At 72.9% G+C, this 20,616-nt stretch carries 19 protein-coding genes and 1 pseudogene; 10 read left to right on the top strand and 10 right to left on the bottom strand.

Annotation, left to right across the window (positions count from 1 at the left end):
* Positions 1-135 precede the first annotated feature (135 nt).
* From FRANEAN1_RS29370 to FRANEAN1_RS29355, 4 genes are all read left to right on the top strand, one after another.
* Positions 136-600, top strand: coding sequence for a cytidine deaminase (locus FRANEAN1_RS29370; RefSeq protein ID WP_049796056.1), 465 nt, complete (start codon positions 136-138; stop codon positions 598-600).
* Entirely contained in the window at positions 597-1,931 is a 1,335-nt protein-coding gene (locus FRANEAN1_RS29365) for a thymidine phosphorylase (RefSeq protein WP_020463377.1), read from the top strand. The genes FRANEAN1_RS29370 and FRANEAN1_RS29365 overlap by 4 nt, the downstream gene beginning before the upstream one ends.
* A gap of 304 nt (positions 1,932-2,235) precedes the next feature.
* The gene (locus FRANEAN1_RS29360) at positions 2,236-3,324 is read left to right on the top strand and encodes an adenosine deaminase (RefSeq protein WP_041256642.1); all 1,089 of its coding nucleotides are present in this window, start codon (positions 2,236-2,238) and stop codon (positions 3,322-3,324) included.
* Positions 3,321-3,947 carry a DNA-3-methyladenine glycosylase I gene (locus tag FRANEAN1_RS29355; RefSeq protein WP_020463375.1) on the top strand — a complete coding sequence of 209 codons (627 nt, stop codon included), beginning with the start codon at positions 3,321-3,323 and terminating at the stop codon, positions 3,945-3,947. Before FRANEAN1_RS29360 ends, FRANEAN1_RS29355 begins: the two co-directional genes overlap by 4 nt.
* A gap of 24 nt (positions 3,948-3,971) precedes the next feature.
* Here the strand turns inward: FRANEAN1_RS29355 and FRANEAN1_RS29350 are convergent, their stop codons facing one another.
* Together FRANEAN1_RS29350 and FRANEAN1_RS29345 are read right to left on the bottom strand one after the other, a co-directional pair.
* Positions 3,972-5,333: a PfkB family carbohydrate kinase gene (locus FRANEAN1_RS29350; RefSeq protein ID WP_020463374.1), complete on the bottom strand. Its 1,362-nt coding sequence runs from the start codon at positions 5,331-5,333 to the stop codon at positions 3,972-3,974.
* 39 nt (positions 5,334-5,372) lie between these two features.
* Complete coding sequence (locus tag FRANEAN1_RS29345) at positions 5,373-6,824, bottom strand: NAD(P)H-quinone dehydrogenase (protein WP_020463373.1); 1,452 nt, start codon at positions 6,822-6,824, stop codon at positions 5,373-5,375.
* Between the two features lie 213 nt (positions 6,825-7,037).
* On the opposite strand from FRANEAN1_RS29345, the gene FRANEAN1_RS29340 reads away from it, so the two are divergent.
* Positions 7,038-7,478 (top strand): gamma-glutamylcyclotransferase, encoded by a 441-nt coding sequence (locus tag FRANEAN1_RS29340; protein WP_020463372.1) that lies wholly within the window; start codon positions 7,038-7,040, stop codon positions 7,476-7,478.
* Positions 7,479-7,526: 48 nt separating this feature from the next.
* On the opposite strand, the gene FRANEAN1_RS29335 is transcribed toward FRANEAN1_RS29340, so the two are convergent.
* The 4 genes from FRANEAN1_RS29335 to FRANEAN1_RS29320 all read right to left on the bottom strand — a co-directional run bounded on the left by FRANEAN1_RS29335 (position 7,527) and on the right by FRANEAN1_RS29320 (position 12,685).
* A complete protein-coding gene (locus tag FRANEAN1_RS29335) occupies positions 7,527-8,768 on the bottom strand; it encodes an amidohydrolase (protein WP_347176805.1) in 1,242 nt (413 codons plus the stop codon).
* A 52-nt stretch (positions 8,769-8,820) separates the two neighbouring features.
* Entirely contained in the window at positions 8,821-9,969 is a 1,149-nt protein-coding gene (locus FRANEAN1_RS29330; protein WP_020463370.1) for a glutamate--cysteine ligase, read from the bottom strand.
* A 269-nt stretch (positions 9,970-10,238) separates the two neighbouring features.
* Positions 10,239-12,098: an aspartate--tRNA ligase gene (gene aspS / locus FRANEAN1_RS29325; protein ID WP_020463369.1), complete on the bottom strand. Its 1,860-nt coding sequence runs from the start codon at positions 12,096-12,098 to the stop codon at positions 10,239-10,241.
* Between the two features lie 173 nt (positions 12,099-12,271).
* A complete protein-coding gene (locus FRANEAN1_RS29320) occupies positions 12,272-12,685 on the bottom strand; it encodes a hypothetical protein (RefSeq protein ID WP_041256640.1) in 414 nt (137 codons plus the stop codon).
* A gap of 84 nt (positions 12,686-12,769) precedes the next feature.
* On the opposite strand from FRANEAN1_RS29320, the gene FRANEAN1_RS29315 reads away from it, so the two are divergent.
* Positions 12,770-13,588 (top strand): purine-nucleoside phosphorylase, encoded by an 819-nt coding sequence (locus FRANEAN1_RS29315; RefSeq protein ID WP_041254908.1) that lies wholly within the window; start codon positions 12,770-12,772, stop codon positions 13,586-13,588.
* A 36-nt stretch (positions 13,589-13,624) separates the two neighbouring features.
* Here the strand turns inward: FRANEAN1_RS29315 and FRANEAN1_RS29310 are convergent.
* Positions 13,625-13,933, bottom strand: a pseudogene (locus FRANEAN1_RS29310) (transposase); the annotation flags it as partial.
* Between the two features lie 317 nt (positions 13,934-14,250).
* On the opposite strand from FRANEAN1_RS29310, the gene FRANEAN1_RS29305 reads away from it, so the two are divergent.
* On the top strand, positions 14,251-15,936 hold the full coding sequence (locus FRANEAN1_RS29305; protein WP_041254906.1) for a phospho-sugar mutase: 1,686 nt from the start codon (positions 14,251-14,253) through the stop codon (positions 15,934-15,936).
* A 291-nt stretch (positions 15,937-16,227) separates the two neighbouring features.
* Here the strand turns inward: FRANEAN1_RS29305 and upp are convergent, their stop codons facing one another.
* A complete protein-coding gene (gene upp / locus FRANEAN1_RS29300; RefSeq protein ID WP_020463365.1) occupies positions 16,228-16,851 on the bottom strand; it encodes a uracil phosphoribosyltransferase in 624 nt (207 codons plus the stop codon).
* Positions 16,852-16,901: 50 nt separating this feature from the next.
* Between upp and deoC the strand changes: the two genes are divergently transcribed.
* The gene (gene deoC / locus FRANEAN1_RS29295) at positions 16,902-17,669 is read left to right on the top strand and encodes a deoxyribose-phosphate aldolase (protein WP_157473672.1); all 768 of its coding nucleotides are present in this window, start codon (positions 16,902-16,904) and stop codon (positions 17,667-17,669) included.
* A 67-nt stretch (positions 17,670-17,736) separates the two neighbouring features.
* On the opposite strand, the gene FRANEAN1_RS29290 is transcribed toward deoC, so the two are convergent.
* The gene (locus tag FRANEAN1_RS29290; protein ID WP_020463363.1) at positions 17,737-18,177 is read right to left on the bottom strand and encodes a DUF5313 family protein; all 441 of its coding nucleotides are present in this window, start codon (positions 18,175-18,177) and stop codon (positions 17,737-17,739) included.
* 95 nt (positions 18,178-18,272) lie between these two features.
* On the opposite strand from FRANEAN1_RS29290, the gene tnpA reads away from it, so the two are divergent.
* On the top strand, positions 18,273-18,638 hold the full coding sequence (tnpA, locus tag FRANEAN1_RS29285; protein ID WP_041256639.1) for an IS200/IS605 family transposase: 366 nt from the start codon (positions 18,273-18,275) through the stop codon (positions 18,636-18,638).
* Complete coding sequence (locus FRANEAN1_RS29280) at positions 18,635-19,834, top strand: RNA-guided endonuclease TnpB family protein (protein WP_020463361.1); 1,200 nt, start codon at positions 18,635-18,637, stop codon at positions 19,832-19,834. The genes tnpA and FRANEAN1_RS29280 overlap by 4 nt, the downstream gene beginning before the upstream one ends.
* Positions 19,835-19,877: 43 nt before the next feature.
* On the opposite strand, the gene FRANEAN1_RS29275 is transcribed toward FRANEAN1_RS29280, so the two are convergent.
* Positions 19,878-20,594, bottom strand: a complete 717-nt coding sequence (locus tag FRANEAN1_RS29275; protein WP_020463360.1) for a histidine phosphatase family protein — start codon at positions 20,592-20,594, stop codon at positions 19,878-19,880.
* Positions 20,595-20,616 lie beyond the last annotated feature (22 nt).

Genomic DNA, 20,616 nt, shown 5'->3' with positions numbered 1-20,616 from the left:
ATGCTGGTCGGGGCCGGCGCCGACGGGCCGTGCGGGCCGGTCCGCCGGGCCCGGCGTGACGCGGTGCATCTGGTCGGCGACCTGGCGCATCCGGGCGGACAGCCTGGAAGGAAGGCGAACCGTCGGGGAGGGAACGTGGACGACAGCGGCTGGGAGCACCTGCGGGGCGAGGCGGTGCGGGTGGCGCGGCACGCCTACGCGCCCTACTCGGGCCTGCGGGTCGGCGCTGCGGCGATGGTCGACGACGGTCGGGTCGTCGTCGGTTGCAACGTAGAGAACGCCTCCTACGGGCTCACATTGTGCGCTGAATGTGGTCTTGTCTCGGCGCTGCGGGCCAGCGGTGGTGGCCGGCTGGTCGCCTTCGCCTGTGTGGACGGCACGGGCGCGCCGCTCGCGCCGTGCGGTCGCTGCCGCCAGCTTCTTCACGAGCACGGAGGTCCCGAGCTCGAACTGGCGACCGCGGACGGAATCCGTACCCTGGGCGAGCTCCTCCCCGGCGCCTTCGGCCCGGCGGACCTGCCGCCCGCGGCGGAGCAGGCACCTGCGGTGGAGCGGGCACCTGCGGCGGAGCGGGCACCTGCGGCGGAGCGCGGAGCATGAGCGCTGATGCCCCCGGCAGCGATCACGGCGGTCCTGCGGCGTCCCACGACGTCGTCGACCTCATCCGGGCCAAGCGCGACGGGGCGGCGCTGCCGGCGGACGCGGTCGCCTGGCTCATCGACGCCTACACCCACGGCCGGGTCGCCGACGAGCAGATGTCCGCCTACCTGATGGCCGTGGTCTGGCGCGGCATGGCCTCCGACGAACTGGATCACTGGACGTCGGCGATGATCGCCAGCGGCGAACGGCTGGACCTGTCCGGCCTGACCCGCCCGACGGTCGACAAGCATTCCACCGGCGGGGTCGGGGACAAGGTCTCGCTGGTCCTCGCCCCGCTGGTGGCCGCGTGCGGAGCGGCCGTCCCGCAGCTGTCCGGACGTGGGCTCGGGCACACCGGCGGGACGCTTGACAAAATGGAGGCGATCCCCGGCTGGCGCGCCGATCTCGACCCGGGCACCATGCGTGCCGTGCTGGCGGACGTCGGCGCCGTCATCTGCGCCGCCGGCCCCGGCCTGGCTCCCGCGGACCGCAGGCTGTACGCCCTGCGCGACGTCACCGGCACGGTCGAGTCCATCCCGCTGATCGCCTCCTCGATCATGAGCAAGAAGATCGCGGAGGGGACGTCCGCGCTGGTCCTGGACGTCAAGGTCGGCGCCGGCGCCTTCATGACCTCACTCGCCGACGCCCGCGAGCTCGCGCGGACGATGGTCGGCCTGGGCGCCCGCGCCGGGGTGCGCACCGAGGCCCTGCTCACCGCGATGGACACCCCGCTGGGCCGCACCGCGGGCAACGGCCCCGAGGTGACCGAGGCGGTCGAGACCCTGCGCGGGGCGGGCCCGTCGGACCTCGTCGAGGTGACCGTCGCCCTCGCCCGCGTCATGCTGGACATCGTCGGCCTCAGCGGTGGTTCCGGTGCCGCGCCGGATCCGGCGGAGGTCCTGGCCTCCGGGGCGGCATACGACGTGTGGCGCGCGATGGTCGCCGCCCAGGGCGGCGATCCGGACGCCCCGCTGCCGACCGCCGCGTTCACCCGCACTGTCTCCGCTCCGGCGGACGGCTACCTGAGCCGCCTCGACGCCCGCGCCCTGGGCATCGCCGCCTGGCGCCTGGGCGCGGGGCGCGCGCGGAAGGAAGATCCCGTCTCGCCGGCAGCTGGACTGCGTTGGCTGGCGGCGGTGGGGGAGCAGGTCCAGGCCGGCGCCCCCCTGATCGAGCTCTACTCCGACGACGAGGCGACCTTCCCCCGCGCGCTCTCCGCACTCGCGGACGCCGTCTCGGTCACCGACGAGCCGCCCCCTCCCACCCCCCTGATCCTCGACCACATCCGCTGACCCGCGCCCCGCCCCGCTGATCTGCGCGCCGCGCTGCTGATCCGCGCGACATGCCATTTTGGTGTGTGCAGATTGTTTTCTGTTTGGGTTATTTGTGAATCTGATGGGCGGCTGGTGAACCGCAGTGTGCTGGGATGCGCGGGCTGCGGTGCGCCGGGTCGCGGGATGCGGGCTGCAGCGCATGGGGGTATGGGGGGCAGGCGGTGCGGGTGCGGTGGATTGGGGCGCGGTGTCTGCTCGTCGTCATGTGGCGGACGGCGAACTGTCGGTGGGGTGGCCTACCGTCAGGGAGGTGAGCGTGGACATCCCTGCTGGCCAGGCCAGCGAGAAGATCACTGAGGCTGCGATCCGCCGGGTTCCCAAGGTCCTGCTGCACGATCATCTTGATGGTGGCCTGCGGCCCGCGACCATCGTCGAGCTGGCTGACGCCACCGGGTACACCAGGCTGCCGACGACCGATGTCGACAAGCTCGGTACCTGGTTCCGCGGAGGTGCGCACACCGGGTCGCTCGTGCGGTACCTGGAGACGTTCAGCCACACGGTGGGCGTCATGCAGACGCCCGAGGCCGTGGCCCGGGTGGCCCGCGAGTGCGCCGAGGATCTGGCCGCCGACGGGGTCGTCTACGCGGAGGTCCGGTTCGCCCCGGAGCTCCACGTCGAGCAGGGCATGTCGCTCGACGAGGTGGTCGAGGCCGCGTTGGACGGCTTCCGCGCCGGCTCGGCGGGAACCGGCCTGCACGTGCGCGCGCTGGTGACCGCCATGCGCCACCAGGCCCGCTCGTTGGAGATCGCGGAGCTGGCCGTCCGGTGGCGGGAGGCCGGGGTGGTCGGGTTCGACATCGCCGGGGCGGAGGCGGGCAACCCGCCGACCCGCCACCTGGACGCGTTCCAGTACATCCAGCGGGCGAACGGGCACTTCACGATCCACGCGGGTGAGGCGTTCGGGCTGCCGTCGATCTGGGAGGCGCTGCAGTGGTGCAACGCCGACCGGCTGGGGCACGGCGTGCGCATCGTCGACGACATCACGGTCGACCCGGACGGAAACGCCACCCTCGGGGATCTGGCCGACTATGTGCGCGATGTCCGTGTCCCGCTGGAGATGTGCCCGTCGTCGAACGTGCACACCGGGGCGGCGCCGAGCATCGAGCGCCATCCGATCGGTCTGCTGCGCAGGCTGCACTTCCGGGTCACGGTGAACACCGACAACCGGCTGATGAGCGGGGTGACGCTGTCCAGCGAGTTCGCGACCCTGGTCGAGACGTTCGGCTACGGCTGGTCCGACATCCGCTGGCTGACCGTGAACGCGATGAAGTCTGCCTTCCTCCCATTTGACCAGCGTCTCGCGCTGATCAACGAGGTCATCAAGCCCGGCTTCGAGGGGCTCGTCCCGTGACCGGGTTGTCCGACCTGGCAGCCGGGGTGGACGGGCGGTCGCGGTGTCCCTGGGGGCTGTCGACGCCGCTGTACGTCGAGTACCACGACACCGAGTGGGGCCGGCCCGTTCGGGACACTGTCGGCCTGTTCGAGCGGATGACGCTGGAGGCGTTCCAGTCCGGGCTGTCGTGGCTGACGATCCTGCGCAAGCGTCCGGCGTTCCGGGCGGCGTTCGCGGGGTTCGATCCGGCCGCCGTCGCCGCGTTCGGCGCGGGCACGGTCGAGGAACTTCTCCTGGACGCCGGCATCGTCCGCAACCGGCGCAAGATCGAGGCGACGATCGCGAACGCCCGCGCGGTGCTCGCCCTGACCGAGCCGCTGGAGGAGCTGGTCTGGTCGTTCGCGCCGCCGTCCCGTCCGGCCCCGGTCCGGCTCGCCGACGTCCCGGCGGTGACCGCCGAGTCCAAGGCGCTGGCGAAGGCGCTGCGGGGGCACGGCTTCGTCTTCGTCGGCCCGACCACCGCGTATGCGCTCATGCAGGCGTGCGGGCTGGTGAACGACCACCTCGCCGGCTGCGCGGCGCGGGACGCGGCCGTCGAGCCCGCCGCCCAGGCCGCCGGGCTGACCGCGCCTGCGGGCTGACCGCATCCCCGGCAGCCCGCCGGGTCAGGTCATCCAGCTGCGGGGGCCGAAGGTCTGGACGGAGCGGGCGGCGACCCGTGAGGCCTCGCCGAGGGCTCCGACCAGCTCGTCGGTCGCGAGCGCGCCGTGGGCCATCATCCAGGCGAAGGCACCGTGGAAGACGTCGCCGGCGCCCAGGGTGTCGCGGGCGGCCACCACCGGGGGCAGCACGTGGCCGCGCCGTTCCGCCGTGGCCCAGCGGATGGGCCCGGGGCCGTCCGTGACGGCGACGAAGAACGGCCCGTAGCGCAGCAGCAGGCCGAGGATGTCCGCGCCGGGGTCGAAGCCCGGGGGGCGGAACGCGGTCGAGCAGATCACGACGTCGACGAACGGCAGGATCTGCTCGGTGCCGGGCTTCCAGCTTCCGCCGTCGAGGAGGACCGGCGGGCCTGAGCCGCGCAGCGTGCGGAGCAGGCCGATGGCGGCGTCGACCTGGTGGCCGTCGAGCACGACCACGTCGGCGTCGGCGACCGCGGCCGCGGCGGAGGTGTTCGCGGTGCACCGGGGGACCATGCCGTGCGTCGAGGTCACCGCACGCTCACCGGTCTGCGAGGTCACCATGACCGCTGACATCGGGAGGGCGTAGGACATCGCCGACTGGCCGGCCAGGTGGCCGGCGGCCGCCGTGTTCGGCCCGGTCTGGACGGCACCGGCCAGGCCGGCCATCCCGCCGAGGACGCCGGCTCCACCGAGCCCGGCCCCGCCGGCCACCCCGTGGCCGCCGATCCCGCCGTGGCCGCCGTGACCGCCGATCGCACCGTGACCGCCAGGCCCACCGTGGCCACCGCCGGGTCCGCTGCCGTGCCCACCGTGCCCGCCGCCGTGGGCGCCGCCGACCGGGCCGTGCACGTGGCCGGCTGGCTTGACCGCCCCGGCGGGGCTGTGGGTCGCGCCGCCGGGCAGGCCGGGCCCGCCCCGGCCGCGCACGTGCGGGTATCCGGTGAGCGGTCCCGCCGGGCCGTAGCCGGAGCGGGTGCCGCCGGAGCGCAGCCCGGTGGGCTTGCCGGGCGGGCCGTGCTGGCCGGCGGGACCGGCCACTCCCTGCGCGGCGAGGGCTCCGTAGGGACCGGCGGCACCGTCGCCGGACTGCTCCGGCACCAGCTCGATGTGCCGGACCCCGTAGCGCGCGAGATCCGCATGCACGAGCGCCGCGGCCGGGGACGTGCCGATGGCGCTCACGAGGCAGGCCCGCCCGCCGAGGTAGGCGAACGTCACCGCGGCGTTCGTCGCGGGCCCGCCCGCATTCATGGCGAAATCCCGCGCCACACACTTCTCGTCGGCACCTGGAAGCCGATCCACGAGGTAGACCGAATCAAGCGTCGTCAGGCCGACGAAGACGCCTTTCATGGGCCCATTATCCGGCCTGGGCCGGAGTGACAGGCCTGTTCAGGCGGGGGTGTCGAAGCCGGCGAACAGGTCGCGCGGCCGCAGGACACGGGCCGCCTCAGTGATGGAACCGGACAAGGAGGGATAGATCGAGAAGGTGTGCGCGATCTGGTCGACGGTCAGACCGTTCTCCACCGCGAGTGAAATTGAGAGGATCAGTTCACTTGCACGCGGAGCAACGATGACGCCACCCAGGACGCTGCCACTTCCGGGCCGGCAGAACAACTTCACGAAGCCATCCGCTATCCCCATCATCTTCGCTCGAGGATTGCGCATCAGTGGCACTGTGGTGACCTCGGCGGCGATCGCGCCGGAGTCCTTCATCCGCTGGGTCACCCCGACGGTGGCGATCTCGGGCTCGGTGAAGATGTTCGACGACACGGTGCCCAGGCGCAGCGGGGTCACCGCCTCGCCGAGGGCGTGCCACATCGCGATCCGGCCCTGCATCGCGGCGACGGACGCCAGCGGGAGCACGCCGGTGCAGTCGCCGGCCGCGTACACGCCGGGAACCGACGTCCGGGACATGCGGTCGACGACGACGTGGCCGCCGGAGCCGAGCCGGACGCCGACCTCGGTGAGACCGAGGCCCTTCGTCCGCGGCACCGAACCCACCGCCATCAGCGCGTGGCTGCCTGTCACCGTCCGGCCGTCGGTGAGCTCGACGAGGACGCCGTCACCGATCCGGCGCGCCGCGGCGGCCCGGGAGCGGTTGAGTACCTCGATGCCGCGGCGGACGAAGACATCCTCGATCACCCGGGCCGCGTCCGGGTCCTCGCCGGGCAGCACCCGCTCGCGTGAGGAGACAAGTGTCACCTCGGCGCCGAGCGCCCGGTAGGCGCTGGCGAACTCGGCGCCGGTGACGCCGGAACCGACCACGACCAGGTGCTCGGGGATCTCCTTGAGGTCGTACAGGTGGCGCCAGGTGAGGATGCGCTCGCCGTCCGGCTCGCAGCCGGAGATCTCCCGCGGCGACGCCCCGGTGGCGACCAGGACGATGTCGCCGACGAACGTCTCGCCGTCGGACGTCTCGACCGCGTGCGGGCCGACCAGGCGTCCGGTGCCGTGCACCACCTCGACCCGCTCCCGCTCCAGGCGGCGCTCGATGTCGGCGGACTGGGCCTGGGCCAGCGCCCGCACCCGTTCGTTGACCTGCTCGGGGTCGACCGTGACCACGTCCGGTGGCGTGAGGTGGGGCAGGCCGGTCAGCTCCCAGCTGCCGACCTCGGCCGAGGGGTCGCCATGTGGGCGCACCCCCAGCGCCGGCGCCATCGCGAAGTTCGTCATCGTCTCCGATGTCGCGATGAGGGTCTTCGACGGCACGCAGTCGGTCAGGACACACGCCCCGCCGATGCCGTCTGAGTCGATCACGGTCACGGTCGCGCCGAGGGACGCGGCGACCAGGGCCGCCTCGTAGCCGCCGGGTCCGCCGCCAAGGATGACGATGCGCGTCACGTGGGATCCTCCAGAGCTCGTCGTACCTCCCTAGTTTGCCCCTCTTCCGACGTCCCTCTCGTCCCGGTGCGGCGGCCTCCGTAGTATCTTCCACCGACGTCGGACGCCCCCCGTGACGTCGGTCCATCCCCGTGACGCCGGTGGCCGCACCCGGCGTGGAAGCCACCCCCGCGCTCTCGCACCGGGCGGGGGAGATCGGAAGAGACCCCGACGATGACGAAGTACGCCGCCTACGCGAGCAACCTCGATCCGGCGCACATGAAGCAGCGCACGCCGCACTCCCCGGTGATCGGCACCGGGTGGATCAGGGGCTGGCGCCTGACCTTCGGCGGTGAGAACGTCGGCTGGGACGGAGCGCTGGCGACCATCGTCGAGGCGCCCGGCGCCCACGTGTACGTCCTGCTGTACGACCTCGACCGCTACGACCTGGAGCGGCTCGACATCTGGGAGGGCGCCGACACCGGCCTCTACACCCGCATCCGGGTGCGGGTGTCGACCCTGGACGGCGAGAGCCTGGCCTGGACGTACGTGCTGAACACCTACGAGGGCGGGCTGCCGTCGCGCAACTACCTCGACATGATCGCGGACGCGGCCGAGAAGGCCGGTGCCCCCTCCGAGTACGTCACCGAGCTCCGTGGACGCCCGATCGCCTGATCCGGGCCTGCCCGGCCTGCCCGGCCGGGCAGCACCGGACGACCTGGCCTAGGCCAGGTCGTCCGGGCCCACCGGGTCGGCCGAGCGGTCGAGCAGCTCACAGGCGGCGGCGGAGAGGAACCTCACACCGACGCCGACCGCGCGCTCGTCGACGTCGAAACTGCCCTGGTGCAGGTCGTAGGTGGGGCCGCCCGGTGTCCGGGTGCCCAGCCGGGCCAGGCCGCCGGGCACGTGGGTGAGATACCAGCCGAAATCCTCGCCGCCCAGCGACTGGGCGACCGAGGTGGCCGCCCCGTGCCCGAACACCGCGTCGACCACCGCGCCGAACGCGTCGACGACGTCCGCGTGGTTGACCACCGGCGGGACGCCGCGCACGTAGTCGACGGCGATCTGCGCCCCGTACGGGGCGACGAGCTGTTCGGCGAGGCGTTCGACCAGCTCCGGCGCCGCCTCCCAGGTCTCCCGGGACAGCGTGCGGATCGTCCCGCGCAGCTTGCCGGTGCGCGGGATGGCGTTCGTGACGGTGCCCGACTGGATCTGGCCCCAGACCAGCGAGAGCGCGGAGCGCGGGTCGACCCGCCGGGACAGCGCGGCCGGCAGGTCCACCGCCAGCCGGGCGAGGGCGTACACCAGGTCGACGGTGTTCTGCGGCCGTGAGGTGTGCCCGCCCGGCCCGGCCAGGGTGATCTCCACCGCGTCGGCGGCCGAGGTGATCGGGCCGGAGCGCAGCCCGATGGTGCCCACGTCGAGGGCGGGGTCGCAGTGCACGGTGATCGCCGAGGTCACCGGCTTGAGCACGCCGGCGTCGATCACGTCGAGCGAGCCGCCGGGCATGGTCTCCTCCGCCGGCTGGAAGAGCAGCCGCACGGTACCCGGCAACGGGTGTGCCCGGGCGTGCTCGGCGAGCGCCAGACCGGCGCCGAGGGCCACGGTGGTGTGCACGTCGTGCCCGCAGGCGTGGGCGACGCCCGGCACCGTCGACCGGTACGGGACGTCCTTGACGTCGGCGAGTGGCAGCGCGTCCATGTCGGCGCGCATCATCACCACCGGGCCGCCCGAGTCGACCCCCGCGCCGATGTCGCACCACAGGCCGGGCACGTCGGGGAGCCGCTGCGGGCTCAGGCCGGCGGCCAGCAGCCGTTCCTCCAGGACGCGCGCCGTGCGATGCTCCTGGCGGCCCAGCTCGGGATGGGCGTGCAGGTCACGCCGCAGCGCGATCAGCTCGTCCTCGTGCTCCGCGAGCCAGGCCGCCGTGATCGGCATGCCCGCCGCGGCGGTCCTGTGTGTCATGTCCGCTGTCATCTACCGGGCCGGGCCCTCCGCTGTCGCTCCGGCAGGCCGGTTACCCGTGGGTGACCGGTCGCCCCGCGTTCATCTCCGCAAGCAGCGTATCGACCACAGCGGTGAGGTCTCCGCCGGCCCGCCGCGCGGCAAGTTCCTGTCGGGTGTAGCTCGCCCCGGAGGTGAGGATCCGGTCGACGTTGGTGAGCTCGGTTTCACAGCCGAGCCGGCGGGCGACGGGGAGGAGATCCTCGACGAGGTCGACGATGTCGGTGCTGACCGGGCGCACGGTGCCGCGGTCGTCCACCATGATCTCCGCGTCGAGCCCGTAGCGGGCGGCCCGCCACTTGTTCTCCTGCACCACCCAGCGTTGCGGGGCCGGAAGCCGGTACCCGCGGTCGAGCTGGGTGTTCATCCGGTCGACGATGCACTGCGCGAGCGCGGCGACCGCGCCGACCTCGAGCAGCGTCGGCAGGCCGTCGCAGATGCGCAGCTCGACGGTGCCGAAGTTGGGGTGGGGGCGGATGTCCCACCACACCTCGCGGATCGTCTCGATGGTGCCGGCCGTCACCAGGGTCTCCATGAACCCCTCGAACGCCGCCCAGTCGTGCAGCGGGTAGGGCAGGCCGGCGGTCGGCAGGCTCTCGAACACCCGTGAGCGCGACGACGCGAGCCCCGTGTGCGAGCCGAGCCAGTAGGGCGAGGACGCCGAGAGCGCCAGGAAGTGCGGGATGTAGGACATCAGCGCGTTCACGATGGGCATCGCCTTCTCCGGCGAGCGCACGCCCACGTGGACGTGCACCCCGAAGATGAGCAGCCGCCGGGCCAGCCACTGCATCCGGCCGACCAGGCGGTCGTAGCGGTCGTCCGCGGTGATCTTCTGGGTGGAGTACTCGCTGATCGGGTGGGTGCCGGAGCACATCAGGCCGATGCCGCGCCGCTCGGCCAGATCCCGCAGCACCTCGACCGTGCCGAGCAGGTCGGCGGTGGCCTCGGGCACGGTCTGACACACCCCGGTGATCACTTCGATGGTCGACTCGAAGAGCTCGTGCTTGGCCTTGGCGGCGCCCTCCTCGCCGACCTTGGCCCGCAGGTCCTCGAGGATCTCGGTCGCGCCGCCACGCAGGTGCCGGCTCTGCAGGTCGACGAGTTCCAGCTCCCACTCGATCCCAAGGCTCGAACTCGGCGACGACGAGAAGGGAATGTGCACCGCGGCTCCTCCGGGTGAGCGGGCCCCGCCAGCGGGCGGGCCCGGAACTCGGGCAGCGAGCTCTCCGGGCTGGTTACCCAGATCGCGCGGCCGTACCCCCCGAAGGGACGAAGGCACACCCCTTACGGGTCGTTGGCCACGCGCGCCTCAGTGTCCGGATTTGCTCCGACTGAGAGTTATCTTAGTTTGACTTTTCGTGGCGGCGAGTACTTCCGCGTGACTGACCGGGATCTCTCCGCAGCGCCGGGGACAGGGGAACCCGGCCGCTGTCAGGATGCCGGGCGGGCGGGCGCGGCGGGAACGGTGGGCGCCGCCGGACCGCCGGGCTTCGCGGGCGCCGCCGGACCGGGCACGGCGGGGGCGACCACGCGGATACCGAGCTCGCGGAGCTGCCGCTCGTCGATCGTCGTGGGAGCGCCGGTCAGCGGGTCGAGCCCGGACTGGGTCTTCGGGAAGGCGATGACCTCACGGATGTTGTCCTCGCCCGCGAGGACGGCGACAAGCCGGTCGATACCGAACGCGAATCCACCGTGCGGCGGGGCGCCGTACCCGAACGGGGTGAGGAAGAACCCGAACCGGGCCTTCGCCTCCTCCGGCGAGATGCCCAGCAGCCCGAAGACGCGCTGCTGCAGCTCGCTCTCGTGGATCCGGATCGACCCCGAGCCCAGCTCCCACCCGTTGAGCACCAGGTCGTAGGCCAGGCTGCGCACCGCCAGCGGCTCGGACTCCATCTTCTCGACGTCGTCGGGATGCGGCCGGGTGAACGGGTGGTGCCCCGGCTTCGGCCGCCCGGTGGCCGCGTCCACGCCGACGAACAGGGGGAAGTCGACCACCCAGGCGAAACGCAGCTCGCCCGCGCCGGCGGGCGGACGCCCGAGGTCGTTGCGCAGCTGGCCGAGCACCTCGCAGGTGGTCTCCCACTCGTCCGCGACGAGCAGCAGCAGGTCGCCCTCCTCGGCCGCGGTCGCCGTGACGATCCCGGTGAGCTCCGCGGGGGAGAGGAACTTCGCGACCGGTGACTCCAGCCCCCCGGCGGCGGCGACGCGCATCCACACCAGGCCCTTCGCACCCAGCTTCTTGGCGCGGTCGGTGAGGGTGTCGAGCGCCTTGCGGTTGTGCGTGGCCGACCCGCCCGGCACCCGGATGCCCTTGACCGCCGGGGCGCCGGCGAACGCCTTGAAGCCGCTGTCGGCGAAGATCGCGGTGAGCTCGACGAGCTCCATCCCGAACCGCAGGTCGGGCTTGTCGACCCCGAACCGGTTCATCGCGTCGTGCCAGGTCAGCCGCTCGATCTCGGGCACGGCGCGCCCGGAGCCCGCCGCGGCCGCGGCGGCGGCCGAGAGCACCGCCGCGGAGACCACATCGAGGATGTCGTCGACGCCGACGAAGCTCATCTCCAGGTCGAGCTGGGTGAACTCGTACTGCCGGTCGGCGCGCAGGTCCTCGTCGCGCAGGCAGCGCGCGAGCTGGAAGTAGCGGTCCATCCCGCCGACCATCAGCAGCTGCTTGAAAAGCTGCGGCGACTGCGGCAGCGCGTAGAAGCTGCCCGGGAACTGCCGGGACGGGACGACGAACTCGCGCGCGCCCTCCGGCGTCGACGGCATCAGCAGCGGCGTCTCCACCTCGACGAACCCGCGGTCGGCGAACGCGGTGCGCAGCGCGCCGAGGACCGCCGAGCGGGTCCGCAGGTTGCGCTGCATCCGGTCGCGGCGCAGGTCGAGGTACCGGTAGGTGAGCCGGGTGCTCTCCTCGACGGAGTCGGCCCGGTCGTCGAGCGGGAACGGCGGCGGCGCGGCGACCGAGAGCACCTCGACGGCGCAGTCCGTCAGTTCGACCTCGCCGGTGGCCAGGGCCGGGTTCACGGTGCCCTCCGGGCGGGCGGTGACGGTGCCGGTGATCCGCAGGACGTACTCGGAGCGAGCGTCGACCGAGCCGTCGACGACGCACTGGAGCAGGCCCGAGTGGTCGCGCAGGTCGACGAACATCAGCGACTGGCCGTGCTGGCGGCGGTGCGCGACCCACCCGCAGACCGTCACCCGCTGGCCGGCGTTGCCGAGCCCCAGATCACCGCACAGGTGGGTACGCATCGCGGTGCTGTGCGTTCCGGGCGTGCTGGCGGCTGTCGACATGGCCATCCGTCCTGTGTCACCACTTGCTGATGTCACCGCTAGTGCTGATGTCACCAATAGCTGATTTGACTGATGCGACTGATCGGGAGCCGCGTCACGTCGCTGTCGACCCTATCGGACGGCCCTGCCGATGATCGCCGCGTGGGCCGTGGTGGCGGCCGTGCCGCCGGCGCTCAGGTCTGGCGGGGGGTGGGCTCGGCCGGGCGCAGGGCCCTGATGAGGCGTGCCGCCTCAGACCGCATGCGATTCGGCAGCCGCAGGATCTGTCGTCCGCCGGGGGTCTTCAGCTCGACCACGATCACCTCGCCGTGCCGCAGGCCGCGGGAGGCGGAGACGTCCCGCCGGTCGTAGGAGACGTCGAACCAGTCGCCCTCCCGCGGGAAGGGCGCGACCACCAGCAGCCGCCGCGTGGTCAGCATGATCCAGCGGGACGTGCCGAGGCGATGCCCGACGAAGCGCTCGGCCTTCGCGGTGACTCGCCCGCCACCGGCCGGGTCCGTCATCCGACCGCGCAGCACGACCTCGATGAGCTCTCCGTCCTCAAGCGGCACCCGCGGGGGCTTCCGGACGGAGGGGACGAGGGACACCTCACCAGTGTGCTCCCGAAACGCCAGGCGGTGCCGGGCCGGGGCCACGCGGGAGTGGTATGCCGCGAGTCGTACAGTCGCCTGGTGGCGGACAGCGACATCATCAGCGCCGCCGCCGACGCCGCGGCGTCGGCGGCCTGCCTGGCCGAGCGCACCGGGGCCGACCGGCACGACGTCGCGATCGTCCTCGGGTCCGGCTGGCGGCCCGCGGCGGACGTCCTGGCTGGTCTCGGCACCGACGTCGTGGACGTCGACTTCGCCGACCTGGGCGGCTTCCCCGCCACGGATGTTCCCGGGCACGCGCCCACGGCCCGTTCCATCCTGCTCGGCGGGCGGCGGCTGCTGGTCTTCCTCGGCCGGGTGCACGCCTACGAGGGCCACGACCTCTCCCGGGTCGTGCACACCGTCCGCACCGCGCACGCCGCCGGCGCGGGCACCGTCGTCCTGACGAACGCGGCCGGTGGGCTGCGTTCCGACCTGCACGTGGGCCAACCGGTGCTGGTCGCCGACCACCTCAACCTGACCGGCCGCTCGCCTCTGGTCGGCCCGCTGTTCACCGACCTCACCGACGCCTACTCGCCCCGGTTGCGCGCTCTCGCCCGCACCGTGGAGCCGAGCCTGGTCGAAGGGATCTACGCGGCGCTGCCCGGCCCGCACTTCGAGACGCCGGCCGAGATCCGCATGCTGCGCGGGCTCGGTGCCGACCTCGTCGGCATGTCGACGGTGCACGAGACGATCGCCGCCCGGGCGCTCGGCATCGACGTGCTCGCGCTCTCGCTGGTCACGAACCTGGCCGCCGGGATGACCGGCGCGCCACTGGACCACACCGAGGTCCTCGCCGCCGGCGCCGCGGCGGCCGGCCGGATGGGCTCGATGCTCGCCGAGGTCATCACCGCGCTTTGACATCCCTCCCCCGCGTGAACGCGGGGATTCCAACCCCTACACACCCGTCGGAAGGGGTGCGCAGTGTTGAGGTTCGCGGTTCGCGGGCCCGGCCAACGCCGCGCCTCCCCGCGCGGTCACGGCCCGTCCGGCCGCGATGTTCCCAACCGCGATGTTCACCGCCGCGTTGACGTCGGCGTTGGCCGTGTGCCCACAGGCGAGGCACCGGAAGACCGCTTGGCTCTCGCGGTTCCCGGACGCCACATGCCCGCAGGCAGAGCAACGCTGACTCGTGTACGCGGCGGGGACCTTCTCAACCCGCCCGGGGGCCTTCTGCTCCAACCGGCGGACGAGCAGACCCCAGCCCTATATCCCACTCTCGTAAGACCCGCATACTATTATTGTCAACATTACGAAAGGAAGCGGTCACTTTATAAAAGGCTGGATCCTTCATCTGTTATGTTGCGCTCGCCGACAGTGGCCCGCCTAACAGCGGACCGCCTGCCCGTGCCCCGCTCCGCGGGAGACCGGATTCCTCCCCGGCCTGAAGGCCAGGGCATCCTCCAGGAGCACTGGTGACGACCGCCCGTGACGACTCGACACCGAACCAGGCCGGACGGGCCTCGGGCCGGAAGGAACCGGGCCGTCGGGCGGGTGGGGCGTGCCGGCATTCTGGTGGAGCCATGACCGCCCCCGTCTGCGGGCTGCCCGAGCCGCTGCCGGCACGGGTCGCGGCCTGGCTTGCTGCGGACCCGGACCCCGGCGACCGGGCCGAGCTCGCCCGGCTGGTGGCCGCGGGCGACACCCGCGAGCTCACCGAGCGTTTCACCGGACCGCTCGCCTTCGGCACCGCGGGGCTGCGCGGGCCGCTGCGGGCCGGGCCGGCCGGGATGAACACCGCCGTGGTGCGGCGGACCACCGCCGGCCTCGGCTCCTGGCTACGGCGCCGCGTGACCGGGCCGCCGGTGGTGGTGATCGGATACGACGCCCGCCGGCGCAGCGACCACTTCGCCCTCGACGCGGCCCGGGTGCTGGCCGGGCAGGGCGTCCGGGCGCTGGTCCTCCCAGAGTCGGGGCCCACCCCGGTGCTGGCGTTCGCCGTCCGCCACCTGGACGCGGCGGCCGGAATAATGATCACGGCGAGTCACAATCCGGCGTCCGACAACGGCTACAAGGTCTATCTCGGCGGTTCCGTGGGTGAGGCGGGGCGGGGCGCCCAGCTCGTCGCCCCGGCTGACACCGAGATCGAGCACGAGATCGCCGCGGTCGGCCCGGCCGCTGCGATCCCGCTCGCCGACGGCTGGACCCGTCTCGACGCCTCGGTCGTCACCGCATACGTCGAGGGCGCGGTGCGCGCGGTCGACACCGCCGCGCCGGTGGACGGGCCGCCACTGCGGATCGCCTATACGCCGCTGCACGGCGTCGGCGCCGACGTCCTGGCCGCGGTGTTCGCCCGCGCCGGCCTGCCCGTCCCGGTGCCCGTTGCCGCCCAGCGAGCCCCGGATCCCGACTTCCCCACGGCGCCGTTCCCGAACCCGGAGGAGCCCGGGGTGCTCGACGCCGTGCTGGCCCTGGGCGAGCGGGTGGGCGCCGACCTGGTGCTCGCGAACGACCCGGACGCCGACCGGTGCGCCGCGGCGGTCGGCGGCCGGGTGCTGACCGGGGATGAGATCGGGCTGCTGCTGGCCGACCACGTCCTGCGGGCGCGGCCCGGACCGGTCGCGACGACCGTGGTCAGCTCCTCGGCCCTGGCGGAGCTCGCCCGCGACCACGGCGTGCCCTGTGCCCAGACCCTGACCGGCTTCAAATGGATCATGCGTGCCGATCCCGGCCTCGTGTTCGGCTACGAGGAGGCCCTCGGCTACGCCGTGGCCCCCGACCTGGTGCGGGACAAGGACGGCATCACCGCCGCGCTGGCCCTCGCGCGGGCCGCCCAGCGCGAGAAACGCGCCGGGCGCACCCTGCTGGACGTCCTCGACGACCTGCACCGCCGCATCGGCGTGTTCGCCACCGGCCAGGTGTCCGTCCGCCTCGACGATCTCGCGGCCGTCGCCGCGGCGATGCGCCGGCTGCGGACGTCCCCGCCCGACCGCGTCGCCGGCCGTCCCGTGACCGCCGTCCGGGACCTGCTCACCGGCGCGGTGGACGGTCTCCCGCCCGCGGACGTCCTGATCTTCGACCTGGACGGCGGAGCGCGGCTCGTAGCCCGGCCGAGCGGCACCGAACCGAAGCTCAAGATCTATCTGCAGGCCGTCGCGGACCGTGCGGCCGTGGCGGCGATCGGCCCGGCCGCCGCGCGCCGCCGTGCCCAGACCCAGTTGGACGCGCTGCGCGACGCCGCCGCCGACCTGCTGGGCCGCGACCACTAGTGCAGGCCGGCCACGAGCGCAGGTGCCGGCAGTGGGCATCGTGGCGTGGCTCGACGCTACCGCCGCGGCGGCCCGGGAGACGATGATGGGGGCGTGATCCATAGAACGTAGCGCGCATCAGGCAGAGCCGAAGGCAAGATCGTCATCGATGTCGCCCGTGGGGGCGCATGAACGGCGGACAGCGGGAGCCGGCGGACAGCGGGGAGAAGGGCGTGCTGCGGGAGCGTGCCGATCTCCCCGGTGACACGCGCGGAGCGGTCCCGACGCACACGCGGGTCGGCGGGCGGCGCGCTAGACGGCGCCGTAGATCCGGTCGCCGGCGTCGCCGAGCCCCGGAACGATGTAGGCGGTGTCGTTCAGCTTCTCGTCCACCACGGCGGTGACCACGCTGATGTCCAGGCCGCTGCCCTCCAGCGCGGCGACCCCCTCTGGCGCGGCGACGACGGAGACCACGACGATGCCGGTCGCGCCCCGGGCGGTGAGCAGCCGCAGTGCGTGCAGCGCGGAGCCGCCGGTCGCCAGCATCGGGTCGAGCAGGAACACCGGCCGCCCCGCCAGGTCCGCCGGCACCGACTCGAGGTAGACCCGGGGCTCGAAGGTCGTCTCGTCGCGGGAGAGGCCGATGAACGCCGACCGCGCGTCCGGCATCAGGGTGAGCGCGGCCGGCAGCATGCCGAGACCGGCCCGCAGCACGGGCACGACCACCGGCTCGGCCGCGAGCACCACCCCGGCGGTGGTCGCCAGCGGCGTCGTCACCGAGACGGGCATCGTCGGCAGCTCGCGGGTCGCCTCGTAGACGAGCATCGTCGACAGGTCGTGCAGGGCGGCGCGGAAGGCGGCGCGTGCCGTGCGCTCGTCCCGCAGGACGGTGAGCGCGGTCGCTGCCAGCGGATGATCGACGACCTGAACCTGCACGGTTGGCTCCTACCGGGACACTCGAGAACCCACACTGCGCATGGGCGATGATGCAAGGTATGACAACGGCTCCCGCCGGACCCGACCGTCCCGCGCCGGGCGCCGACTCCGACGCCGCCGGGCGTCGGGTCGCGCCCCGCCGCGCCGAGCTCGCGCGCATGATCGACCACACCCTGCTGCGCCCCGAGGCGACCGGCGAGGAGATCGTCAACCTCTGCGCGGACGCGGCGAAACTCGGCGTCGGCACCGTCTGCGTCGCCCCGACCCACGTCTTCCTCGCCGCCGCCAGCGCCCGCCAGGCCGGCAAGGACGCCGATCCGTCGTTCGCGGTCGCCTCGGTCGTCGGCTTCCCGCACGGGACACACCTCACGGTGATCAAGGCCGAGGAGGCCCGGCGCGCGGTGGCCGACGGCGCGACCGAGATCGACATGGTCGTCGACATCGCGAACATCATGGATGAGAACTGGCGCGCCATCGAGACCGAGATCACCGAGGTGCGACTGTCCGTCCCGCCGCACGTGATCCTCAAAGTGATCCTCGAGACGGCCCTGCTCCCGGACGAGAGCATCGCGGCGGCCTGCCGAGCCGCGGAGGACGGCGGCGCCGAGTTCGTGAAGACCTCGACCGGCTTCAGCCCGGCCGGCGGCGCCTCGCTGCGCGCGGTGCGGGCAATGGTCGCCGCGGTCGGCGGCCGGCTGGGCGTCAAGGCCTCTGGCGGCATCCGCACCGCCGACCAGGCCCTGGCCTTCGTCGACGCCGGCGCCACCCGCCTGGGCCTCTCCGCGACCAAGGACATCCTCGCCGACATCCCGGCCTGACCCCGCCGTCGGCCCGCCACCGGCCCGCCGCCGGGCGGCGCTCGCCCGGGGCGGGGCTCGTCCGGAGCTAGTCCTCGGAGATGGTGAAGACGGGCGGGAAGCCGTGTTGCTCCAAGCGGCGGTTGCGGAAGAAGCCGCTGGTGGCGAAGCCGAGGCCGATCCCCGAGAGCAGGAGGAACACGACGAGGGTGAGCCGCACGCTCAACTGGCCGGGCAGCAGCGCGAACATGATCGCGAACGGCAGCATGAGCAGGAACGGGCGCAACGCCTGGCGTAGCCGCCAGCCCGGGCCGGTCAGGTCGTTCGAGACCCAGTCGTTGTAGCGGGGCGGGAGTGTCCCGCCGATCAGGTAGTGCAGCCGCCCCGCCAGCGGGGGAGTCTCCCGGTCGGGGGACGGGGCGATCGTCCCGTCGTCACCTGGCTGCTGCTCCTGGCCGCCGGGCCGGGCCCGGGCCGCGTCCCCGTCGGGTGGGGTGTCGGTTGCGGGGTGCTCTCCCTGGCCGTCCATCAGGCGCTCCGGAGGGGGCTGGTGCTTTCAGGCGTCAGGGGGATCGGGTACGGATCGTAGCCCTGATGGATGTGCGGCACTGGCATACTTGGATCATGGTCCGGTGGGCGATGGTGGGCGCGGGTGGCGTCTATGACCTCGGGTGCCACGTCGTGTGGTGCTCGAAGTACCGCCGTCGTGTGCTCGCCGGGTCGGTCATCGCGTTGGACGTCATGCCCGACCACGTGTACCTGTCCGTCAGGGCTCACTCGAAGCACTCCCTGTCGTATGTCGCCAACCAGCTCAAGGGTTTCTCCTCGTATGTGCTGCGTGCGGAGTTCGGGGACCTGCGGTCCCGGCTTCCCACTCTGTGGTCAGGGTCGTATGTCGTGGCCGCTGTCGGTGTGGTGTCCGTGGACACGGTCCGTCGGTACGTCGACACCCGGTACGAGTGGCCGTGGCGCAAGGAGCACGCCCGGTGAGACGTTCCTTCAGGTTCCAGCTTCGCCCGACCGCCCGGCAGGCCGCGGCGCTGAGCGTGATGCTCGGCGACCACCGGGCGCTGTACAACGCCGCGTTGCAGGAACGCCGCGACGCCTGGCGTCACCCGTCGAAGACCACGATCCGCTACGGCGACCAGTCCGCCCAGTTGAAGGAGATCCGCGCCTGTGACCCGGACCAGGGCCGCTGGTCGTTCTCCTCTCAGCAGGCCACCCTGCGCCGGCTCGACAAGGCGATGGCCGCGTTCTTCCGCCGGGTCAGGGCGGGCGCGACGCCCGGCTACCCGCGGTTCAAGGGCGCGGGCCGGTTCGACACGGTGGAGTGGCCGAAGGACGGTGATGGTTGCCGCTGGGACTCCCAGCCCGGGCATCCCGCCCAGACCCGGGTCCGACTGCAGGGCATCGGACATGTCAGGGTCAACCAGCATCGGCCCGTGGCCGGCACGGTCAAGACGATCAGCCTGAAGCGGGAAGGCCGCCGCTGGTATGTGCTGTTGTCCTGCGACGACGTGCCCGCTGAGCCCTTCCCGGCCACCGGGGTGGTGGTCGGGGCGGACCTGGGTGTGGCGTCGCTGGTCACCCTCTCCGACGGCCGCCACGTCGGGAACCCCCGCTACCTCGCGGCGGCGGCCGGCCGGCTCGCGCGGGCGCAGCGGGAACTGGCCCGCAAGAAGCGTGGGTCCACCCGGCGCCGGAAGGCGGTCGCCACGGTCGCGGCGCTGCACGGCACGGTGCGCCGCCAGCGACTCGATCTCGCCCACAAGGCGGCCCTCAGGCTGGTCCGTGAGCATGATCTGATCGCCGTCGAGGCGCTGAAGGTCACCAACATGACCCGCAGGGCCGAACCGAAGCCCGACCCTGACCAGTCGGGGGCGTTCCTCCCGAACGGTCAGGCCGCCAAATCCGGGCTGAACAAGTCGATCCTTGACGCGGGATGGGGGGTGTTCCTCGCCGTGCTGCGCGCCAAGGCTGAAAGTGCCGGACGGGTGGTCGTCGAGGTCAACCCCGCCCACACCTCCCGCACCTGCGCGGCGTGCGGGCACTGCCACGCCGACAACCGCAGAACACAGGCCGCGTTCACCTGTGTCGCCTGCGGACACGCCGCGCACGCCGACGTGAACGCGGCGGTCAACATTCTTCGGGTCGGGCTGGCCCGTCAGGCCGCGGAAGCGGCCTGAGAAGCCGACGGCTCCAACCGTCGGAGGAGTCACGGGCTAGAGCCTACGGACGGCCCGGCGGCCGCCGTACGTCACGGCGCGTCCGGACGGCGGGCTCGACGTCCCGGTCGAACAGGCTGTGGGCCAGATGCGCGGTGGAGTTGTGCCACACCAGATGCCACCGGGGCGGGCCGGTCTCCGAGGTGCGGTGCGACCACCAGGTGATGGACGCGTGCGCCAGCACGAACGCGGCCCGCGGGTCGGGGTCGTGCGGCAGCCCGAGCATCGTCGCGTGCGCCACCTCGACGGTCGCCGCGTGCGTGACGACCAGGGCTCGTTGGCCGCGGTGGCGCTCCACCATGTGCCGCAGCCCAGCGGCCGCCCGGTCGACGAAGTGGTTCCAGCTTTCCGCGCCGGGGGCGACCGGGTCGTCGGGCCGGTCCGCGGGCGTGCCGCCGAACGTGGTCCGGATGTCGGTCCAGGACTGGCCGTCGGCGCTGCCGTGGCCGGCCTCGGCCAGCCGGGGTTCGAGGATCACCGGCATCCGCAGCCGGCCCGCGATGATCTCCGCGGTCTCCCGGACCCGGCGGCGTGGGTCGGCGTACACCGCGTCCACCCGGCGTTCCATGGTGTGCATGACTGTCAGCCGGCGGGCGGCTCGTTCTGCCTGGGAACGTCCTCGCCTGGTCAGGCCGGTGCAGCCGAGATCGCCGCCGGCGATGCCCGCGGTGTCGCAGTGTGCTTCGCCGTGCCGGACCAGCAGCAGATCGGTGTCGGGCATGCGCGTCTCCTCGCGCCAGGGC

The sequence above is a fragment of the Parafrankia sp. EAN1pec genome, from assembly GCF_000018005.1.
In the GTDB taxonomy this organism is placed as follows: Bacteria; Actinomycetota; Actinomycetes; order Frankiales; family Frankiaceae; genus Parafrankia; species Parafrankia soli.
The sequence above is the reverse complement of the archived record's forward strand: the minus strand, read 5'-3'. Positions and strand labels throughout refer to the sequence as shown.